Origin of the sequence: Chryseobacterium sp. RU33C (genome assembly GCF_900156015.1) — a bacterium.
GTDB lineage: Bacteria > Bacteroidota > Bacteroidia > Flavobacteriales > Weeksellaceae > Chryseobacterium > Chryseobacterium candidae.
Genome location: NZ_FTMT01000011.1, coordinates 97,120 through 115,285, shown reverse-complemented (window position 1 = coordinate 115,285; position 18,166 = coordinate 97,120). Strand labels below are relative to the sequence as shown.

Sequence of the window (18,166 nt, the reverse complement as noted above, 5' to 3'; positions counted from 1 at the left end):
CGTAAGACCGGACGAAATTATTTGCTTTGATTAATATCTACTTTCGTTACACAGTTCTGTGTATCATCCAGATTTACTTTTACCGTCTGGATCACTGTATTTTTATCAAACTGAAGGCCTGCACAATACATGTAGAAATTATTTACTTTGCTGTCATTTACTTTTACCACTGTATTTTCATTGTTACACAGATACGTTTTCAACAGGTAATTGTAATGCATATTGAAACTGTTTCCGTTAGCAATCTGCTGCAGGTGATATTTGAAATCATTATCTACTTTTGCATAAGAGTCTTCTACTGAAACTTCATCTTCTGCAAGAGCATCATAAGCCGGAAGGATTTTAATACGGTGATAAATAGGATCCTGGCTTTGTTCCGTGTAAAGAGTTACCAGATAATCTCCGGGTTTTTTATAGGAATAGATAGTGAATTTATCCTTAGCATCTGTATTTCCGGACTCACCAAATTTCCATGCAAACTGCTTTGCTTCGGAAATAGCACGGAAGGTTACATTCTCGTTCTGCATCGCCTGGCTCACAGCTTCAATAGTTGTTTTTGCCGTTGCAGTATCTTTTGGTTTCTGAACGCTTCTTGCACTTACCATTACAGGGAAAGATTTCGTATACTTATTGTCCACGATCAAACTTACCTGGTAATATCCTGGCTTATTATAGAAGTGAATACCACTGTTTTTGTCTGAAGTTGTTCCATCTCCGAAATTCCATCTTTTGGTTTTCGCAAACTGGGTTTTATCTTCAAATAAAAGTGTATCTCCCACCGCCAATGAAGACGGATAAACCACCCCAACAATATCATCGGCTGAATGTATTACCTTTTTCTGCAGCCACAGAGCAACCAATGCAGCAATCAGCAACGTTGCAATAACACCGATAATAATGTTTTTCTTGTTCTTTTGAAAATAATTCATAGTTAATAATTGTGATGTGTTGTTTAAAATTCCTAGTATCCATTTGCTTACTGCATTCTTGCTTTCAGATCCTGCTCGCGCTGATAGAGCTTATTCTGCTTATCTTTAAATCCGATTCTGCATTCATCTACCTGTTTCTGGAAAATTTTAATGTCTTCCGAGGTTGTTGAAATGACTTTTTTGTCATCAAAATACATTTTATAAAATTTTGCGATCTGTGGATAGGCATCTTTACGGATATCCACAACGTCAGTACTATTGAAATAGCTGTTAAGATCATTCACTCCCAGCTGGATATTGTTTTCGATAAAAGGCTGTGGTCCGTCATTGGTAAGTTTGGTGATCATGGTATAAGTACTGTCCATGATGGGAAGAACAACTTTCTGATGCTGTTCAAATTCGGCTTTCTGTTCAAGATTCTGAATGCCTCTTACATCTTCATCAGAAAAAGGAGATACAAATCCTTTTAAAAAGATCACTCCCAAAAATAACATTGCAGTTACCAGCATCAGTATTAAATAAAAAAACTGATAATGCCTTTCTTTCTTAGATAATGTGATTTGTCCTTGCATATCTTTTCTTTTTATCTTCTTCTTTTACTTCCTGTGAAATTTCTTGTAGGGTCTTTTCTAAGTTCATTATTGGTTACTTTGATCTTTCCCATACATTCATCAAGATCTCTCAACACTGTTTTCTTCTGATATTCCACTTCAATGATCCTGGCTTTTAAATTCATCATGGGTACAATCTGTTTCATCAGTACAGCATAATGTTTAAAGCTTTGTACACTGTCTTTACCCATAATATTTTTAGCATCTCTCACATTATCCATAATACTGGTTCTGAGAAATACTTCATTCTCCACCTTATTAATGCTAAGCTGGTTCATTTTGTCGTAAATATCATCAATGTGGTCCTTAAGTACATCACTTCGAAGCATCAGTTCTTTATAAGCTTCTGCTTCACGGCTAATTCCTTCCCGTTGTATATCATAACTCTTAAAGAAGAGAAATAAGCAAGTAAAAGATACAGCCGACAAAACGACAAATGACAGAATAAACTTCCAAATGCCCGTTCTGACGTCAGATTTGTTTAATTTTTTTTCCCTGTTAGAAGACATAATTTGCGATTTGTTTGGCCTGTGAAAATATAAAAAAAAAAATTTATGCACAATACGTAATTTCCCCAAGCCTGTTTCGTGAAAACCCTGATTAAATTAATATTAATTTTCACTTTGATAAGTTTTTCATAAATTAGACCTTTAAATTTCAAATATCATTCGCCAAATCGATATTAAGAATGAGTAAAATATTATCTAATACCGTACGTTTTTCCATTGCTGACAGTGATTTTTATTTTAAAAAAATAATGATCAAAACACTTATGGAAAATCCTTTCTATATGCTTCTGAATGACTGTAACAATGGGCATGAACTGGTAAACAGAATCTACAGAAGACAGGAAGATGTGTTCATTATTGAACTCTTCATGCCGGTATTAAGCGGAATTGAGGCCATAAAGTACATCAGAAAAAACAATACGGAAACACCCATCATTACCTATTCCGGCACTTATCAGGAAGATATGGCCGAGATCCTTTCAAAAATTCCTAATATCTATTACTGCCAGAAAAAAAGTACAATCATAAAGGATATCATTAAAGGAAGTATTGCTTCTGAAGACTTTGACTATCAGGCTTATTCCAAAGAATGGGAGCAGCAGCCTCTTGCTGTACAGGAGTATATGGACAGGCAGAAGAAAGGACAGGAGGAGCTTTCACCGGCAGAAATACAGCTTATGAGATTCTGCTATGAAGGATTAAGCAATAAAGAAATTGCAGAAAAACTTAATCTGAGCACCAGAACCATAGATACCTACATCAACAGGCTTACAGAAAAGCTGGGATTAAAAACCAAGCTTCACCTTATCCGTTTCTGTGTGGAAAACGGATATTATAATTCCAGTTTATAAAATTTCTGATTTCAGTTAAAAAATTCAATTACGGGTTACAAATGAGGGTAGATACGAGGATATTAAAATATTATGCTCAAGGTTAGAAAGCGTTGTAAAGCCTGCTATAACCAGCATTTATTAAATTTTATTCATTAAATTTTCATACCTTTATCCGGTTACATTATTTTATTGTTAAATTATTATCACCCGCCCTTAATATAGTGTATACATAAAAAGTCCAACTCTTTGAATAAAAATATTTTGCCACTAATTTGCTAGTATTCAATTTTTTTAACTAAATTTGCACACCTAAAATTTAAAATTAAAATAAGGAAATGACAAAGGCAGAATTGGTAAACACCATCTCAAATAAGTTGGGAACAGAAAAGAATGAAACACAGAAAGTTGTAGAAGCTTTTATGCAGGAGATCAGAACTTCTATGTATAATGGGGATAACGTTTATCTAAGAGGTTTTGGATCTTTTATCATTAAAACAAGAGCTGCTAAAACAGGAAGAAATATTTCTAAAAACACTGCAATTGAGATTCCTGCTCATAACATTCCTGCTTTCAAACCATCAAAATCTTTTGTTGAGAAAGTAAAAACTAAAGTTGCAGTAAAATAAGAACATTAACTGAATATTAACTAGTTACTAAAAAATTAAAATTATGCCAAGCGGAAAGAAAAGAAAAAGACACAAGGTTGCAACTCACAAAAGAAAGAAAAGAAGAAGAGCAAACAGACATAAGAAAAAATAATCTCTTTTTTTCGAGATTTACAATATAATAATATAGTTGGTGGATTTAAATTTTTAAAGTTCACTAACTATATTTTTGTTTGCAACTATAAGATTCCGCGGAAAACGGAGGGTTTCAAATATTATTTTAATAAACATATAATGGTTTTCATTCAAAATCCTTATATTTAATAGATGAATTAATCGATAAAACATCCACTTCCTATAATCTTAACAATTTTATCTTATTAAAAAATGAAGAAAGAACTAATAGTTTCGCATGAAGATGATCTTACAAAGATTGCGCTGCTGGAAGACGGAAGACTATGTGAACTTCATGAGCAAGAAGACAAAAGCGATTTTATAGTTGGAGATCTGTTTATAGGAAAAGTAAAAAAACTGGCACCCAATCTGAATGCAGCATTCGTGAATATCGGATACGACAAAGATGCATTTCTGCATTATCAGGATCTGGGGCCTCAGTATCTTACATACAAAAAGTTTTTAAAAGATACTATTTCTAAAAAACAAAGCACTTCGAGCTTAAAAAATTTCGAGATACAACCCGAAATAGACAAAAACGGAACGGTAGACAAAGTGATCGTAAAAGATGACCTGGTACTGTTACAAATTACCAAAGAACCAATTTCTACCAAAGGTCCCAGAATTTCTACCCAGATTTCACTAACAGGGCGATTTCTGGTTTTAATTCCTTTCGACAATAAAGTTTCTATTTCCAAAAAAATCAGAAGTTCTGAGGAAAAAGAAAGGTTGAGAACCCTTATCGACAGTATTAAGCCTGAAGGATTCGGAGTAATCATCAGAACTGTAGCGGAAGGAAAAAAAGTAGCAGATCTGCATAATGACATGAACCAGCTGGTTCAGAAATGGGAAAGCACTTTCAAAAATATCCAGAGAAATAAAGTTCCGTCTAAAGTTTTAAGCGAAGAAGACAAAGCTTCAGCTATTTTAAGAGACAATTTTAACCAGGACTTCGTGAATATCATTTGTGATGATGAGCAGATGGTGACCGAAATGAAGAACTACATTGAAGTAATTGCGCCTGAAAAGAAAAATATTGTCCAGTTTTATGATTCTCATATTCCGCTTCTGGAATATTACAATGTTGAAAAACAGCTTAAACAGAGCTTCGGGAAACATGTAAACATTCCGAGTTCCAAAGGAGCTTATCTTGTTATTGAACACACAGAAGCACTTCACGTTGTGGACGTCAACTCCGGAAACAATATTACTACCGGAACGGCTGTCAACAAAGAGCATGCACTGAAAGTGAACAAAATGGCTGCTACAGAAATTGCAAGACAACTCCGCCTCCGCGATATGGGAGGTATTATTGTTATCGATTTCATAGACATGCCGAATTCTGATCACAGAAGAGATCTCTACGAGCATCTGAAAGAGGAAATGAAGCGCGACAAAGCTCGCCACAAAATCCTTCCTCCTAGTAAATTTGGCCTGATCCAGATTACCAGACAGAGAAACCGTCCGGAAAAACAGATCGAAACCAAAGAAGAAAACCCGAACAAAGACGGAGAAATTGTAGCTCCTATTGTTATCGTGGAAAGAATGGGTGAAACCCTAAGAAATATCCTGCAGAAAGAAAAAGGAAAGATCTACCTGCATGTACACCCATTTGTGGAAGCCTACCTTACAAAAGGCATTAAAAGTATCCAGATGAAATGGTTCATGAAATACAAAAAATGGGTAACCATTGTTCCGAGAGATTCTTTTAAATATTTAGAATACAAAATCTACAATGCCAAAAAAGAAGAATTGATAGAATTCTCTAATTAAAAAATTTAAAGAGGCTGTCTCAAAAGTCAAACAATCTGGCTTTTGTCATTCTGACGAAGGAAGAATCTCATTGATAACCAAACATATGAGATTCTTCACTACATTTCATTTCGTTCAGAATGACACTTTTGAGACAGCCTCTTTTTTGTTTTGTATTTATAAATATAAAATATGATCTACCCTTTAAGTTTTGGCTGAAACCGATAAATTTTAATGACAAGATCTTTTATCTTTTGATAAAACACAGGTATTATGGCAGAAAAAGCCAGTTGAATTGGTTATTTTAGAGAAGTTACCCTGCCTCCTGCAGCAATAATTTATGAAAGAAAAGCAGAACAGCTACATCATAAGCTAATTCTGATAGTTTTCCGCTAAAACATATCCCCAGCATGTTATTTATATAGCACCACATTTCAAAATAAACTCTAAAAAAGACCATTAATATTAGGTTTTAACAATAATAACTCCAAAAAACTCTACAAAAAGAGAATTATTTAATAAAAAATCAACAAAAATAACATTTTACTAATAATAAAAACATAATAATTTTAAAATATTTATCAATTTTAATTAAAATGTAAAGTTTTTTTCCTATTTTTATATAAACAAAACAGACCATGATGAAACCAAGATTGACCATTTTTGATGAACCCATGCTGTATACAGAGGGATTATCAAGACTACTTTCACAAAGCAATATTTTTAGCACTATAGATATTTGTAATTCTTTAGAAAACCTCTCCAAAAATTTAAAAGAAACGCCCCCGGAAATGCTTGTTATGAGTTCCAATATGCTTATGCTTTCGGAAATCTGCAAGTTGGTGGAAAGTATTATTTCAGAGCATAAAAATACCAGAATCACAATCATTGGAAGCTCATATGATGTAATTGACATCCGAAAACTCTTCAACAAAGGGATTAAAGCTTATCTCGATAAAAATTGTACTTACGATGAATTTCTTAAATCCATCAATGTTTTGCTTCTTAATGATATCTACATCTGCGATCATGCAAAGGAAAGAATGATCAATTTTATCAGTAATGAAGAGGGCAAGCCCAACCCACACATCAAAGAACCTCTCACCCGTCGCGAAATGGAAATTCTTAAACTCATCTGTGACGGATGCAGCAGTAAAGATATATCAGAAAAATTATTTATCAGTATCAATACGGTAGAAACACACCGAAAAAGAATTCTTTTGAAACTCAATGCGAAAAACTCAGTCGGAATTGTAAAATATGCAATAGAGAATCATATCATCGACTGAAAGACTTCCATGAATTACTCAAAAAATTCCAGGCTTTACAAAGTCTGGAATTTTTTTTACTCCTGATTTTAATTTCAATAATTCTTCAGGGAAATTTTTATTGTTACATACAATCAAAATCTATAAGGTAAAAAGTGAGGCAGAGAAATAAGAGACTTAACAATTAAAAAAGTATTTAATTCATTTTAAATTTATCTCTAATGGGTACAGATCATCTCTCCCACCTCACTTTACAACTAAAACCTTGGACTTTGAACGCTAAACGTTATATATTATTCATAATCCGGCATTTCTCCATTACTAAACAGTGTTACCCTTGTAAGATCAGTCATCGTACTATTGAGGTCAACTACCATTATATTTCTTTGCGAAATATTATCGTTGGAGGTATTCATAAAGATAATCTGAGCATTGTTCGGGGAGAATCTTGGATCGAGATCATTAGTTCCCATTACTTTTTCGCTTTCTGCAGAAATATCACTTACAGCATCTGTAATAAGGTTATAGATAAAGATATGTGAATCCAGCTGACGGTAATTTCCGCTTCCGTCCAAATATCCGGAAACATCACGGGTAAAGAGAAGAAGCTGTCCGTCAACCGAGAAGTTCAAACCTCCGCTGGCCCCTGCTGTACCAGACAATACAGTTTTAAGAACGGCACCATTGACATCGATCACATAAATTTTAGTGTTATATCCGTTATAATCATTGGTTTTCAATGCTATTTTACTACCGTCGTAGCTCCAGTCGCATTCCGAGATCATACTTCCATCCGGAGTTGTATACACTAAGCTCAGACCGCTTCCATCTTTATTAATTCTGTAAAGTTTATTAAAGTTGGAATAAATAAGTTCCTTACCATTTGTACTCCATGCAAAGTCCATTTCATAATTATTAAAACCTGCAACAGCAACAGTTGTTACTTTAAAAGGATTGGAACCATCCGGGTTGGCAGTATAAAGATGGGTACTTCCCCCTTCTGTACGAAGGAATGCAATGAGGCCGGCATTATTGTTTTTCCGTGGCCGCCAGCTATTATAGGAAGAATTGGTAAGCTGGAACTTATTTCCCTGGTCATCACTGGAAATGATCACAAAGTTTCCATTTTGTTTCTGAACGTAATGATACCGGTTGGCCGGAACTGTATTGGTGGTGAATTTACTGATAGAGCTTAAAACTGGCTGGTGAATGCCGTCCGAAACAGACACCTGCCAGAAGTAACTTACACCAAACTTCAGATTTGATAGCGTATAATGGGTTGCTGTCAAATCATTAACCTGAATCACGTTAGTGTCAAGATTATTTTTAATTGTCAAACTGTATTTTAAGACATCCGCTGTATCTGGATCTGTTGCGCTCCAGGTTAATTCGACGCTCAAGGGTTGATTTACTGCGTTATCTATCGGACTTAGCAACTGGGGTGTAGCGGGAGGAGAATTCAATGAAGTATCATCATCCATCTCAAAAACTACCGTTACTACCTGATTTTGAGTTTGAATATTGACTGACTGAAAGCTTGTAATATATCCTGAAAGTTCTGCTTTTACAGAATAATTCCCCACTGGCATGGCAGGGATCTCAAATGAACCGTCTGTACCGCTGAAAACAGTTTGTGTCGTAGGATTGGTGAAAATTTTCACGTTAGGAATCGGCACATTACTGCCTCTTTTCACGACTTTTCCTTTTAACATTCCTGTTTGAGCCTGTTCCACAAGGTCTTCATTGCATGAAAACAGACAAAAAGCAAAGATGAATATGCTGAATATTTTAATTATAGTTTTCATTGTTCGTGTTTTTATTTGTTTCCGAAGTAAAAGTTGATTCCTATTCCAAAGCGCAAAGCCTGATCTTTTCTTTTCCCATTAACAAGGTCTTCCCAGTCGTCTTTGAAACCAAGGTCATATTGTGCGGAGGCTCTCAGTGAAAAATTCCGGCTGATCATATATTCCAGTCCGCCACCGAACTGTGCTTTATATTGAGGTTTATATTTTGAATACATCGCTCCTGCTCCACCGTATACAAATGGGCTGAATCTGTATTTCGGAAAAAGGATGTATTCCAGATTCACTTCAGGACCGAAGTAGTTTCTTTTTACAATATTTGAATTTTCAAGCGTAAAATAGCTTGCGTTCAGTTCCATATTCAGATAGGGAGTAAGAAAATATTTAAATCCTATTTTTCCACCAACATTCATCTTTGGACTTACATAGTCATCTTTAACTTTCTGCCCTTCCACATTCGCAAATATGGATACTTTCTGTCTGTAATCCTGCGGATATCTGCCTCCAACAACTCTGTCATTATTTTGCTCCTGCTCTCTGTTATATTCGTTGATTAAGCTTTGATATACTCCATTCTCATCTATTGCTTTCCCCCATATTTTATCTCTGATCCCTTCAACAATCAGAGCTTTTACAGCCTTTTCTATCGCTTCTGTCACGGCGAGCTGAACAGGCTCATTTTGAGTAAGCCCTACTTCAGCTTCCAGTAGTCTTTCCGTATCAATATATCTGAAAAAGCTTCCGTTAACACTGGTTGAAAGAATGGTTTTAGAAGTATAAACCGTTTTAAGAATTTCTCCGTTAAGGGTAGAGACTGCACGGAGATAGATCGTAATTCTGTCCTGGCGGTACTGCGTGGAAGCACCGATTCCGAAATACCTTGCTCCAAGTCCTCCGGTCAGAATATTGCTGTCGTATGAGATAACGCCGCCTTCAAGAAGAATCCCGGCATATAAAAGAGGGGGAAGTGATTGATTGTTTTTGTCTGCATCCTTGATGTATTCCTGTCTTGTGGAACGGATGATCTGTCTTTCATTAAGTAGATTGGCAATATTTTCTCTTTCAATAGGGATAAACCAGCGGCTGTCTTCTAATGCTTTAATGAGAATGGTAGTCGTTCCCTGAGGGACTGCCGTACTCCAGTTGTTTCCATTTTCGGAAGGTTTATACTGGCCGGTCTGATCTCTGAATTTGTAGACTCCTATTACAATCTTTTCTTTGGGAAGCGGAAGATTTTTCAGTTCCGCAGTGGAAGAAGTAACCTCTCCCATTGTTGGCTTTTCGGGATCCGAAGGTAAGCCAAATATTGAACTACAGGCCTGCATAATGCATAGCAGGAAGGTGCAGAAAAAGATTCTGGTATAAGTGTAGGTTGTCATGGTAAGTTTATTTTTAGTGATTTCCTATTTCGGAATTACGATCTCGGACTGATCGCCATTGCTGGTATCCAAAATATTGATTAAAAGTCCCTGATTAGTATTGGTAATTTGCAGATAAAGGGATCCGAAAAGGTAATTTCCGGGTTTTATGTTTCCATCACCAAACTGTTCATCAAACAGTTTTCTTGAAAGCTCACTGAGAATTTGTCTGTTAAGACTCTGGGTAAAACTATCAAGGGAGTTCACACGATCCAGCAAATTGCTGTAATCATTTTTTTCATCAAACGGGTTCTGTGCATTAGCAGAGCTTAAAAGCCACTGGTAATTAAATGTATCACCTCCGAAAGCAGGATTTACCGGCTTATAGACGAGCTGCTGAGCTTTTCCGTAGAAAACACCCGCAATACATGTCAAAATAATGATAAAGGTTTTCATGGCGGACATTTTTAATAGATAAATTCATTTTTTATAAGATTTTTTTTGGCATTAAATTCTTTGATGTATTTTAAGCTATAACCTAGCTGTTCTTTTAAATATTCCTCTGCCGGATTGGTCATAAAACTGTAAATAATTTTATCTTCCATCTGAATCGTAATCTGACCGCTTGTTCCACGGAGAGGAAGTTCTGAAATAGTAATTACGCTGCTGCTGTTATCGGGAAGCTGACTGTACTGCATGTAAAACATATCATAGAAGTCTTTTCCTACTTTGGTTTTTGTATCATCTATAGTAAGCCCTCTGAGTTCGTAAGCAGCATCTTCTTCTATCTTAGCTGTTTTTTTCTTAAAAAGATCACTGTTCATTTCCAGACTGTCTTTGGCAATCAGCTTCTGGGTTTCTTCATCCCTGATGTAAAGGAAAGCTTTAAGAGCATCTTTTGATTCGAGATTCACATTGATTTCCGATAATACCTTTACTTCATTGGGGTTGACAGAAAATTTACCATTCTGCTGATTATTGGAGAGATTTCCGCCATTCCCTTTTTTAATAGAAACCAAAAGGTAATTCAGTTCTTTATAAACAGCGGTGTTATTGATGACTAAAGCTTTCAACCTGACCTGGTTTTCAAGGAGACTGCTCTCTATCCTGGCGTTTACTTTTTTATCTTCCTGCCCATAAACCCATACAGACAGGAAGGTAAAAAATGTACCCAGGCTGAGGGAATATAAAATTTTCATCATTTGTGTTTTAATAGTTTCTCATGAAAACTGTTTTATTATCTCCTTTTACATTAATCTGAATTCCATCCGAAATACTGTTGCTTCCTGTAACATCAATAATATTATTATTTCCCTGTGCAGTAATGGCAGCTTTTGCTTCTTTATCTGTGAATGAATTGATAAAATATAGGGTATTAAAATCTCCAAGCTGTTTTACTACAATATTCGTTCGGGCGTTAACGGAAAGTTCGGCATTATTATAGTCTCCCATCTGAATAATACCGTATCCATACGAACTCTGATCTGTCTGCTGCCTGGCTATAAGATTAAAGATTGTATTACTGTTTATCTTATCCCAGTCTATTTCCTGTGCATGTAGTGGCAACAATGTAAAAAGAGCCAAAACACTCCATCTTAAGTTAAACATAGCTTGTTTATTAAAGTTTCATGAATAACAAATCTGTCAAACTGAAGGTAAAAAGGAGAAACACTGTAGTTTCTCCTTTACAATTTCTAAGATTTACAGCATTTTGTTATAGGACTTAATTCGACTGGTTCACAATCATTGAGTTTCCATTACCCATCTGAGTTCCTACATGAACCTGGCTAACACCACTCTGAGCTACCCAGGTAAAGTTACCATTACCCATCTGAAGATCAATAGCTGAGTTTGAATCTCCTATCTGGAACTGATAAAGCTGGTTGGCATTACCTACCTGAAATCCTGAAGAACTGTTATCATCCCCTACCTGAACTGAGGCAGCAATATTACCTGTACCAACTTGTACGTGAGTAGCACTGTTATCATTACCATCCTGATACTGAACAAGAACGTTATTATCACCTAGCTGAAGAGCACCAGCATCATTTCTTCTTCCCAGCTGAACCTGATAAGCGGCATTACCAATACCTACCTGAATAGCAGAAGCATCATTTCTTCTCCCATCCTGATATTGAAAAACTGAGTTCCCTAATCCAATCTGTACTGAAGAAGCATCATTTCTTCTTCCGGTCTGAGTTTGTTCTGTAGAGTTAAGTACTCCTAACTGCCATGTTGAAGCAGAGTTTCTGTTTCCCGTCTGCATCACTTCATTTGAGTTCCCAATACCCACCTGGTCTACATCTATAGAGTTTCTGTTCCCGATACTTTGTGCATTATTGACATTTAAAATTCCTATCTGGTCGATATCTGCGGTATTACGATTCCCTGTTTGTGTTAGAGAATTCATGTTCAAAAGACCAGTTTGGTCTACTGTAGCAACATTTAAGTTTCCTGTCTGGGTAGTCACATCAATATTGAATTGTGCGAATCCGAAACTCATTGCAAATAGTGTAAGTACACCTGTAAGTAAGTTTTTCATCTTAGTAAAATTAATTGGTTAATAGTAAGGCAAAGGTAGCTTGCCCATTAAAATGAAAAACCACCATCAAGGTGTAAATTTTGAAAATCACGGTTTCCAGTTGGTCATGTCATTATTTACCGTTACAAAAAAACATAGTTACAAAATATTGGTTTACAGTAAAATCCAATAACAGTGAATATTAAATTCTCTTGTATTATGATCTTTTCTAAGTAAACCCGACCTTTTATCTGTTCAAAACATCACAGCCCAGGGTTTTAAGCCTTTTTTTACAAACTGCATTCAAATTTATTTTATCAACCTAAAATCAATTTTGAATTAAAAATTAAAGATTAAAAATTGCAATTCTTTGTATTTTATCATCAATGATATCGCATTGGGATTAAGAGGCAAAAATTTTCGGCTACACTACAGTGTTTCTCATAGGTTAATTAATGTTAAGGCACTTATTTCTTCAAGATATATTGCTAAATTTGAGCTATGGAAAATTTTGGAAAAGATTTATTGAGACAAATAAAAAGCGTGGAACTTCCCGGTGAACACGCCCATGGAGTATTCTCACCTCCCTACCGTCCCGTTTTTACTTATGATGAAGTATTGTCAAAGAATCCCAAATTTGCAGCTGTTAATATTGTTTTATATCTGAAGGACAACGAATGGTATTTTCCATTGATTCAAAGAACGATTAATGAACACGACAGGCATAGCGGGCAGATATCCCTGCCTGGAGGAAAGCGTGAGGAAATGGACAGAGATTTTGCTGAAACAGCCGTTCGGGAAACTTCTGAAGAAATCGGAATAGATAAACATTATGTAAGGATCATCAGAGAAATGTCCCCTATCTATATTCCGCCGAGCAATTTTTATGTATATCCCTATATCTCTTATACTAAAAAAAATCCGGCCTTTGTTCTTCAGCAGACGGAAGCTGTAGAAACCATTGAATTTCCCATCACTTCCTTTTTAAACCTGTCAGACACCCCGGAAATTATGGCTCTGCCAAGTGCAGGCGGACATGAAGTTCCGGTTATTAATTTCAACGGATACATTATTTGGGGTGCTACAGCGATGATATTAAGTGAATTCAGTCAGTTGCTGAAAAAAATGTAACTTTGCACTACCGTGTTTAATTGAGAGATGGCGAAGAAAAATATTTTCACCGATGCATTCGGAACACCTTATTTTTTGAAAAGGTTTATTATTTTTATATTAGGAGTTGTATCATACAGAAGATTCAACGGCTTTAATAAGTTAAAAATAACCGGCACAGAACACCTTGTGGATCTTCCGGACTCTAACGTACTTTTTGTATCCAACCATCAGACCTATTTTGCAGATGTGGCTGCAATGTACCATGCCTTCTGTGCTGTAAACAACGGATATTTAAATACGATAAAAAACCCGATCTACCTACTGAACCCAAAGATTGATTTTTATTATGTAGCAGCTGAGGAAACCATGAACAAAGGTATTCTTCCTAAAATTTTCAAAATTGCAGGGGCTGTAACAGTAAAAAGAACCTGGAGAGCTGAAGGGAAAAATGTCAACAGAATGGTTGACATGAGTGAGGTAGATAATATTATGAAAGCATTGGACAATGGCTGGGTAGCTACTTTCCCTCAAGGAACTACATCAGCTTTTGCACAGGGACGAAGAGGAACTGCCAAATTGGTGAAAAACCAGCGCCCTATTGTAATTCCAATCAAAATAAACGGATTCAGAAGAGCTTTTGATAAAAAAGGACTCCGCGTAAAGGTAACCGGTGTAAAACCTACGATGGAATTCAAAGCTCCTTTGGATATTGATTATGATAATGAAAAAGCACCGGAAATTTTATTGAAAATTATGACAGCCATTGAGCAGACAGAAGATTTCAATCTATTACACAGTTATGATGAAGAACTTAAAGCTAAAAAATTAGAAAAGGACTCAAATAATTAAAGTAAATAGAAAAATTATGAAAAAAATACTTGGAATATTATTCGCAGTCATAGTATTAGTTTCATGCAACAGCCAAAAAGTATATTCGGATTTCGATATCAGCTATTCGAAAAGCGGAGGCTTTGCTCCGGTATATGAAAATCTGCTTATAAAGGGCAATAATGTACACTACTCTTTTGAAGGACAGGGAAAGAAATATAAGCAGGATTTTAAAATTTCCGATGAAGATTTAAAGAAACTGGATCAGGTTCTTTCTCAGAATAATTTCAGAAGAATACAGGAAGACCGTAAAAAATTGTACGACAATATTTCAACGTCCATCAATGTAAAGAAAGGTTCTAATGAAGGCAGTAAATCGGATGCGAGTATGATTATTCCGAATTACCAGACCAACTGGAACAATATTGTTGAAGCTTTCCAGCAAATCATTAATACTAATGTTAAAAAACAGTAAATACAATTGAAAACCCACTTCATTGCCATTGGCGGAAGCGCCATGCATAATCTCGCCATCGCATTAAAAGACAAAGGATATCAGGTGACAGGTTCTGATGACGCTATTTTTGAGCCTTCAAAGTCCCGATTGGAAAAGAAAGGAATTCTGCCCGAGGAAATGGGCTGGTTCCCGGAAAAGATCACTCCGGATATTGATGCTGTCATCCTTGGGATGCATGCACATCAGGATAATCCTGAGCTGGCAAGAGCAAAAGAACTGGGCCTGAAAATATATTCTTATCCTGAATTCCTCTACGAACAGTCTAAAAATAAGACAAGAGTTGTCATTGCAGGATCACATGGTAAAACAACCATTACTTCAATGATTCTCCATGTTCTGAATTTCCATCAGAAAGATGTGGATTTCATGGTAGGCGCACAGCTTGAAGGTTTCGACTGTATGGTAAAACTGACTCAGGATAATGATTTTATGGTGTTGGAAGGTGATGAATATCTTTCTTCTCCTATTGATCTTCGTTCGAAATTTTTATTGTATCAACCCAATATCGCTTTAATGAGCGGTATTGCATGGGATCATATCAATGTATTCAAAACATTTGATGATTATATTGAGCAGTTCAGAAAGTTTGTAGCAAGCATTACGGCAGGCGGAGTTCTTGTGTATAATGAAGAAGATCCGGAAGTAGTGAAAGTAGTGGAAAATGCAGAAAACTATTTCAGAAAGATTCCTTATAAAACACCAGAATACGAAATCAACAATGGTAAAGTATATTTAAAAACGGAAATGGGAGATGTGCCTCTTTCTGTTTTTGGAGCACACAACCTACTGAACCTTGAAGGAGCAAGACATATCTGCCAGCAGTTGGGAATTATGGATGAAGATTTCTATGAGGCAATCATGAGTTTCAAAGGAGCATCCAAGCGTCTTGAAAAAGTAGAAAGAGAAGACAAAGGAATTCTTTACAAAGATTTTGCCCATGCACCAAGTAAAGTGAAAGCAGCTGTAAAAGCCTTTGCAGAGCAATTTAAAAATGATAAGAAATACGGATTCCTGGAGCTTCATACCTATTCCAGCTTAAATCCTGCTTTCCTTGAACAATATGACCACGCCATGGATGGTTTGGAAGAAGCCATTGTTTTCTACTCTGAAGATGCATTGAAGATCAAGAGAATGGAAGCTATTTCTCCTGAGTTTATCAAAGAAAAATTCAGGAATGAAAATCTAAGGGTTTTCACGAATGCTGAAGATCTTCATACCTACTGGAATACATTAGATAAAACGGATGGTGTTTATTTAATGATGAGTTCCGGGAATTTCGGCGGATTAGATTTAACAAAATAAATAAAAAGCTTCAGAGTATATCTGAAGCTTTTTTTACTAAGTTTTGTAATTTCCGTCCCATTAAAAACGTCAGAATTTATCTTTCAGATTCTTTGATCAGGTTTTTCAGAATTTCTTCTGTGGAAAGTTCACTGTATTGGTGGATAGACTGCCCTACCCATATTCCTACAAATTCAGGATTTTGTAGAGCTTTAGCTGCTTTTCTCAGGGCATTCGTAAGTTTGTTCTGATAAGGATAGGGTAAAATATATTCTGAGTTTTCAACTGTTTCTATAAACTGATTTTTCACTCCTCTGGCATACCTCCCGGAGAAACTTTTCGTTAAAACAATTTCGTCTTCTGTTACTTTTTTCAATCGTTCTTTTTCAAAAGGCAAAAGAGCACTTTCCTGAGAAGTTAATAGAAGATTTCCAACCTGAAAACCTTGCGCACCTAAGTCTTTCACAGCCTTTAATGTTCTTGCTCCGTAAATTCCTCCTGCATAGATTAAAGGAACATTTACCTGATCAAAGATCTGCGATAGTAAAGATAAACCTCCGATCTGTGGAATATTTTCTGCTTCAAAACTTCCTCTGTGTCCTCCAGCTTCTACTCCCTGAACACAGATGATATCAATCCCGGATTTTTCAAGAAATAAAGCTTCCTTCACAGAAGTACAGGTTCCGATAAGGATAACACCATTTTCCTTTAATTTCTGAATACTCTGATCCTCCAGATTTCCAAAAGTAAAACTTAATATTTTACAATTTTCTTCAATGATAGCATCCACCTGTTCACGATAACCGTTGACACTGATTTCTTCAAAATCCGGAAGATGTACTTCAATACCATTGTCTTTGGCCAGCTGCTCAATAAATTGCTTGGTTTTACTATACTTTTCTTTTAAAGCATCCGTCACTTCAGGAATTTGATGGACAAATATATTGGCAGCAAACGGTTTATCAGTCAGTTTTCTTGTTTCCCTGATTAATTCCACAGACTGGTCTGCAGAAAGGTCAGCCAGCGCCAAAGATCCGAGACAGCCTGCTTTTGTGGCTGCTAATGCCATCTTTACCGTGCTCACTCCAAACATTGGAGCCTGAATTACAGGATATTCTATACCTAGTTTTCTACTGATTCTATCCGGCCAAAACATAAGAATTATTTTTTATTAAAATGTACGAAGAACAAAGCGATAGTTTCTGTTCCAAGATATGATATTGCTCACTATTTATTTAAAGTTCAAGGTTCAATGTTTAGAGTTTAAGGTTGTTGATCAACTTCTATTCTATATTAAATGAATAAAGATTTACTTTTTCTTCCTGAGTTCTTTGTAGAATAATTTTAATTCCGGATCCAGTTTTTCTGTTGCGTAAGAAAATGTAACGGCAGACATTGTTTTTACATAAGCAGTGAGAAAACCGTGTAATTTCTTTTTGTCTTTTTTTCCGGCTTCCCGAATCCAGCTTCCTACAGCTTTATTCACAAGCTCGTTTGGATCGTGAACAAGGATTTCCGCTATGGCAAAAGTGTCTGCTACCTCATTTTTCCGAATAAATGCATGAGTGCTTACGATGGCTGTTCTTCTTTCCCATGGACTGTCGGAATCAGCAAGTTTGTATAAAATGTCTCTCGGTTTATCAATAAGATATTCTCCAATAATACTTCTGGCAGCTCTGTCTACAAAATCCCAGTTATTCAAACGGTCATGGCGGTTGAGATAGAGATCAAAAAGGGCTTTCTTATGGTCTTCAGACGTTTTTTTACTTCTCGCCTGAAAATCCATGATGCTTACCGCTCCCATTCTTACCTCATAAAAATCACTGTCAAGAAGCTTATTGATTTCCTCCAGAGACATCTCCGAAAATTCTTTAGCCGTAGAAAAAACATCTCCGAATTTCGTCCCGAAACTCTTGGTAATACCATCATTTCCTTTGAAAAACTTCTCAGCTTTATTAAGCTCTTTTTCATTTTTAAATAATGCGAGTGTTTCTATGAATTCTTTTGCAGTCATGGTTATATTAATTTAAAAATCCCGCAGATCTCACAATAGCTCAGATTCGTA

Annotated in this window: 19 protein-coding genes; 8 read left to right on the top strand and 11 right to left on the bottom strand. The window is 35.9% G+C overall.

Features of this window, described 5'->3' with window-relative positions:
- Window positions 1–17 precede the first annotated feature (17 nt).
- From BW946_RS11190 to tssO, 3 genes are read right to left on the bottom strand one after another with little or no spacing between them, the layout of a single operon-like run.
- Window positions 18–929 carry a PKD domain-containing protein gene (locus tag BW946_RS11190; protein WP_076596265.1) on the bottom strand — a complete coding sequence of 304 codons (912 nt, stop codon included), beginning with the start codon at window positions 927–929 and terminating at the stop codon, window positions 18–20.
- Window positions 930–976: 47 nt separating this feature from the next.
- Window positions 977–1,501 carry a type VI secretion system transmembrane protein TssO gene (locus tag BW946_RS11185; protein WP_076596264.1) on the bottom strand — a complete coding sequence of 175 codons (525 nt, stop codon included), beginning with the start codon at window positions 1,499–1,501 and terminating at the stop codon, window positions 977–979.
- 11 nt (window positions 1,502–1,512) lie between these two features.
- A complete protein-coding gene (gene tssO, locus BW946_RS11180; RefSeq protein WP_076596263.1) occupies window positions 1,513–2,049 on the bottom strand; it encodes a type VI secretion system TssO in 537 nt (178 codons plus the stop codon).
- Between the two features lie 179 nt (window positions 2,050–2,228).
- On the opposite strand from tssO, the gene BW946_RS11175 reads away from it, so the two are divergent.
- From BW946_RS11175 to BW946_RS11160, 4 genes are all read left to right on the top strand, one after another.
- The gene (locus BW946_RS11175; protein ID WP_076596262.1) at window positions 2,229–2,900 is read left to right on the top strand and encodes a response regulator transcription factor; all 672 of its coding nucleotides are present in this window, start codon (window positions 2,229–2,231) and stop codon (window positions 2,898–2,900) included.
- A 317-nt stretch (window positions 2,901–3,217) separates the two neighbouring features.
- Complete coding sequence (locus tag BW946_RS11170) at window positions 3,218–3,508, top strand: HU family DNA-binding protein (protein WP_002984212.1); 291 nt, start codon at window positions 3,218–3,220, stop codon at window positions 3,506–3,508.
- Between the two features lie 366 nt (window positions 3,509–3,874).
- The gene (locus BW946_RS11165; protein WP_076596261.1) at window positions 3,875–5,434 is read left to right on the top strand and encodes an Rne/Rng family ribonuclease; all 1,560 of its coding nucleotides are present in this window, start codon (window positions 3,875–3,877) and stop codon (window positions 5,432–5,434) included.
- Between the two features lie 617 nt (window positions 5,435–6,051).
- On the top strand, window positions 6,052–6,702 hold the full coding sequence (locus BW946_RS11160) for a response regulator transcription factor (RefSeq protein ID WP_228402536.1): 651 nt from the start codon (window positions 6,052–6,054) through the stop codon (window positions 6,700–6,702).
- Window positions 6,703–6,974: 272 nt separating this feature from the next.
- Here the strand turns inward: BW946_RS11160 and BW946_RS11155 are convergent, their stop codons facing one another.
- From BW946_RS11155 to BW946_RS11130, 6 genes are all read right to left on the bottom strand, one after another.
- On the bottom strand, window positions 6,975–8,486 hold the full coding sequence (locus BW946_RS11155; protein ID WP_076596260.1) for a carboxypeptidase-like regulatory domain-containing protein: 1,512 nt from the start codon (window positions 8,484–8,486) through the stop codon (window positions 6,975–6,977).
- Window positions 8,487–8,497: 11 nt separating this feature from the next.
- Complete coding sequence (locus tag BW946_RS11150; RefSeq protein WP_076596259.1) at window positions 8,498–9,862, bottom strand: CsgG/HfaB family protein; 1,365 nt, start codon at window positions 9,860–9,862, stop codon at window positions 8,498–8,500.
- 24 nt (window positions 9,863–9,886) lie between these two features.
- The gene (locus BW946_RS11145; protein WP_076596286.1) at window positions 9,887–10,297 is read right to left on the bottom strand and encodes a curli production assembly/transport component CsgF; all 411 of its coding nucleotides are present in this window, start codon (window positions 10,295–10,297) and stop codon (window positions 9,887–9,889) included.
- Between the two features lie 11 nt (window positions 10,298–10,308).
- The gene (locus BW946_RS11140) at window positions 10,309–11,043 is read right to left on the bottom strand and encodes a curli production assembly/transport protein CsgE (RefSeq protein WP_228402534.1); all 735 of its coding nucleotides are present in this window, start codon (window positions 11,041–11,043) and stop codon (window positions 10,309–10,311) included.
- A gap of 7 nt (window positions 11,044–11,050) precedes the next feature.
- Window positions 11,051–11,449 (bottom strand): hypothetical protein, encoded by a 399-nt coding sequence (locus BW946_RS11135; protein WP_076596257.1) that lies wholly within the window; start codon window positions 11,447–11,449, stop codon window positions 11,051–11,053.
- A 115-nt stretch (window positions 11,450–11,564) separates the two neighbouring features.
- On the bottom strand, window positions 11,565–12,383 hold the full coding sequence (locus BW946_RS11130; protein WP_076596256.1) for a hypothetical protein: 819 nt from the start codon (window positions 12,381–12,383) through the stop codon (window positions 11,565–11,567).
- A gap of 480 nt (window positions 12,384–12,863) precedes the next feature.
- Between BW946_RS11130 and BW946_RS11125 the strand changes: the two genes are divergently transcribed.
- From BW946_RS11125 to BW946_RS11110, 4 genes are read left to right on the top strand one after another with little or no spacing between them, the layout of a single operon-like run.
- Window positions 12,864–13,493: an NUDIX hydrolase gene (locus tag BW946_RS11125; protein WP_076596255.1), complete on the top strand. Its 630-nt coding sequence runs from the start codon at window positions 12,864–12,866 to the stop codon at window positions 13,491–13,493.
- A 27-nt stretch (window positions 13,494–13,520) separates the two neighbouring features.
- The gene (locus BW946_RS11120) at window positions 13,521–14,324 is read left to right on the top strand and encodes a lysophospholipid acyltransferase family protein (protein WP_076596254.1); all 804 of its coding nucleotides are present in this window, start codon (window positions 13,521–13,523) and stop codon (window positions 14,322–14,324) included.
- 16 nt (window positions 14,325–14,340) lie between these two features.
- Window positions 14,341–14,778, top strand: coding sequence for a hypothetical protein (locus tag BW946_RS11115; RefSeq protein ID WP_076596253.1), 438 nt, complete (start codon window positions 14,341–14,343; stop codon window positions 14,776–14,778).
- A gap of 6 nt (window positions 14,779–14,784) precedes the next feature.
- Window positions 14,785–16,122 (top strand): UDP-N-acetylmuramate--L-alanine ligase, encoded by a 1,338-nt coding sequence (locus BW946_RS11110; RefSeq protein WP_076596252.1) that lies wholly within the window; start codon window positions 14,785–14,787, stop codon window positions 16,120–16,122.
- Window positions 16,123–16,198: 76 nt separating this feature from the next.
- Here BW946_RS11110 and BW946_RS11105 read toward each other — a convergent pair whose 3' ends face one another.
- Together BW946_RS11105 and BW946_RS11100 are read right to left on the bottom strand one after the other, a co-directional pair.
- A complete protein-coding gene (locus BW946_RS11105) occupies window positions 16,199–17,257 on the bottom strand; it encodes an NAD(P)H-dependent flavin oxidoreductase (protein ID WP_076596251.1) in 1,059 nt (352 codons plus the stop codon).
- A 153-nt stretch (window positions 17,258–17,410) separates the two neighbouring features.
- Window positions 17,411–18,115 (bottom strand): DNA alkylation repair protein, encoded by a 705-nt coding sequence (locus tag BW946_RS11100; RefSeq protein WP_076596250.1) that lies wholly within the window; start codon window positions 18,113–18,115, stop codon window positions 17,411–17,413.
- Window positions 18,116–18,166 lie beyond the last annotated feature (51 nt).

Bases quoted from the DNA above. Each gene is read 5' to 3' on its own strand.
- BW946_RS11100 (WP_076596250.1), bottom strand. From the start codon at position 18,115: ATGACTGCAAAAGAATTCATAGAAACACTCGCATTATTTAAAAATGAA.
- BW946_RS11130 (WP_076596256.1), bottom strand. From the start codon at position 12,383: ATGAAAAACTTACTTACAGGTGTACTTACACTATTTGCAATGAGTTTC.
- BW946_RS11145 (WP_076596286.1), bottom strand. From the start codon at position 10,297: ATGAAAACCTTTATCATTATTTTGACATGTATTGCGGGTGTTTTCTAC.
- BW946_RS11170 (WP_002984212.1), top strand. From the start codon at position 3,218: ATGACAAAGGCAGAATTGGTAAACACCATCTCAAATAAGTTGGGAACA.
- BW946_RS11190 (WP_076596265.1), bottom strand. From the start codon at position 929: ATGAATTATTTTCAAAAGAACAAGAAAAACATTATTATCGGTGTTATT.
- tssO (WP_076596263.1), bottom strand. From the start codon at position 2,049: ATGTCTTCTAACAGGGAAAAAAAATTAAACAAATCTGACGTCAGAACG.
- BW946_RS11165 (WP_076596261.1), top strand. From the start codon at position 3,875: ATGAAGAAAGAACTAATAGTTTCGCATGAAGATGATCTTACAAAGATT.
- BW946_RS11175 (WP_076596262.1), top strand. From the start codon at position 2,229: ATGAGTAAAATATTATCTAATACCGTACGTTTTTCCATTGCTGACAGT.
- BW946_RS11115 (WP_076596253.1), top strand. From the start codon at position 14,341: ATGAAAAAAATACTTGGAATATTATTCGCAGTCATAGTATTAGTTTCA.
- BW946_RS11155 (WP_076596260.1), bottom strand. From the start codon at position 8,486: ATGAAAACTATAATTAAAATATTCAGCATATTCATCTTTGCTTTTTGT.
- BW946_RS11160 (WP_228402536.1), top strand. From the start codon at position 6,052: ATGATGAAACCAAGATTGACCATTTTTGATGAACCCATGCTGTATACA.
- BW946_RS11140 (WP_228402534.1), bottom strand. From the start codon at position 11,043: ATGATGAAAATTTTATATTCCCTCAGCCTGGGTACATTTTTTACCTTC.
- BW946_RS11105 (WP_076596251.1), bottom strand. From the start codon at position 17,257: ATGTTTTGGCCGGATAGAATCAGTAGAAAACTAGGTATAGAATATCCT.
- BW946_RS11185 (WP_076596264.1), bottom strand. From the start codon at position 1,501: ATGCAAGGACAAATCACATTATCTAAGAAAGAAAGGCATTATCAGTTT.
- BW946_RS11150 (WP_076596259.1), bottom strand. From the start codon at position 9,862: ATGACAACCTACACTTATACCAGAATCTTTTTCTGCACCTTCCTGCTA.
- BW946_RS11135 (WP_076596257.1), bottom strand. From the start codon at position 11,449: ATGTTTAACTTAAGATGGAGTGTTTTGGCTCTTTTTACATTGTTGCCA.
- BW946_RS11125 (WP_076596255.1), top strand. From the start codon at position 12,864: ATGGAAAATTTTGGAAAAGATTTATTGAGACAAATAAAAAGCGTGGAA.
- BW946_RS11120 (WP_076596254.1), top strand. From the start codon at position 13,521: ATGGCGAAGAAAAATATTTTCACCGATGCATTCGGAACACCTTATTTT.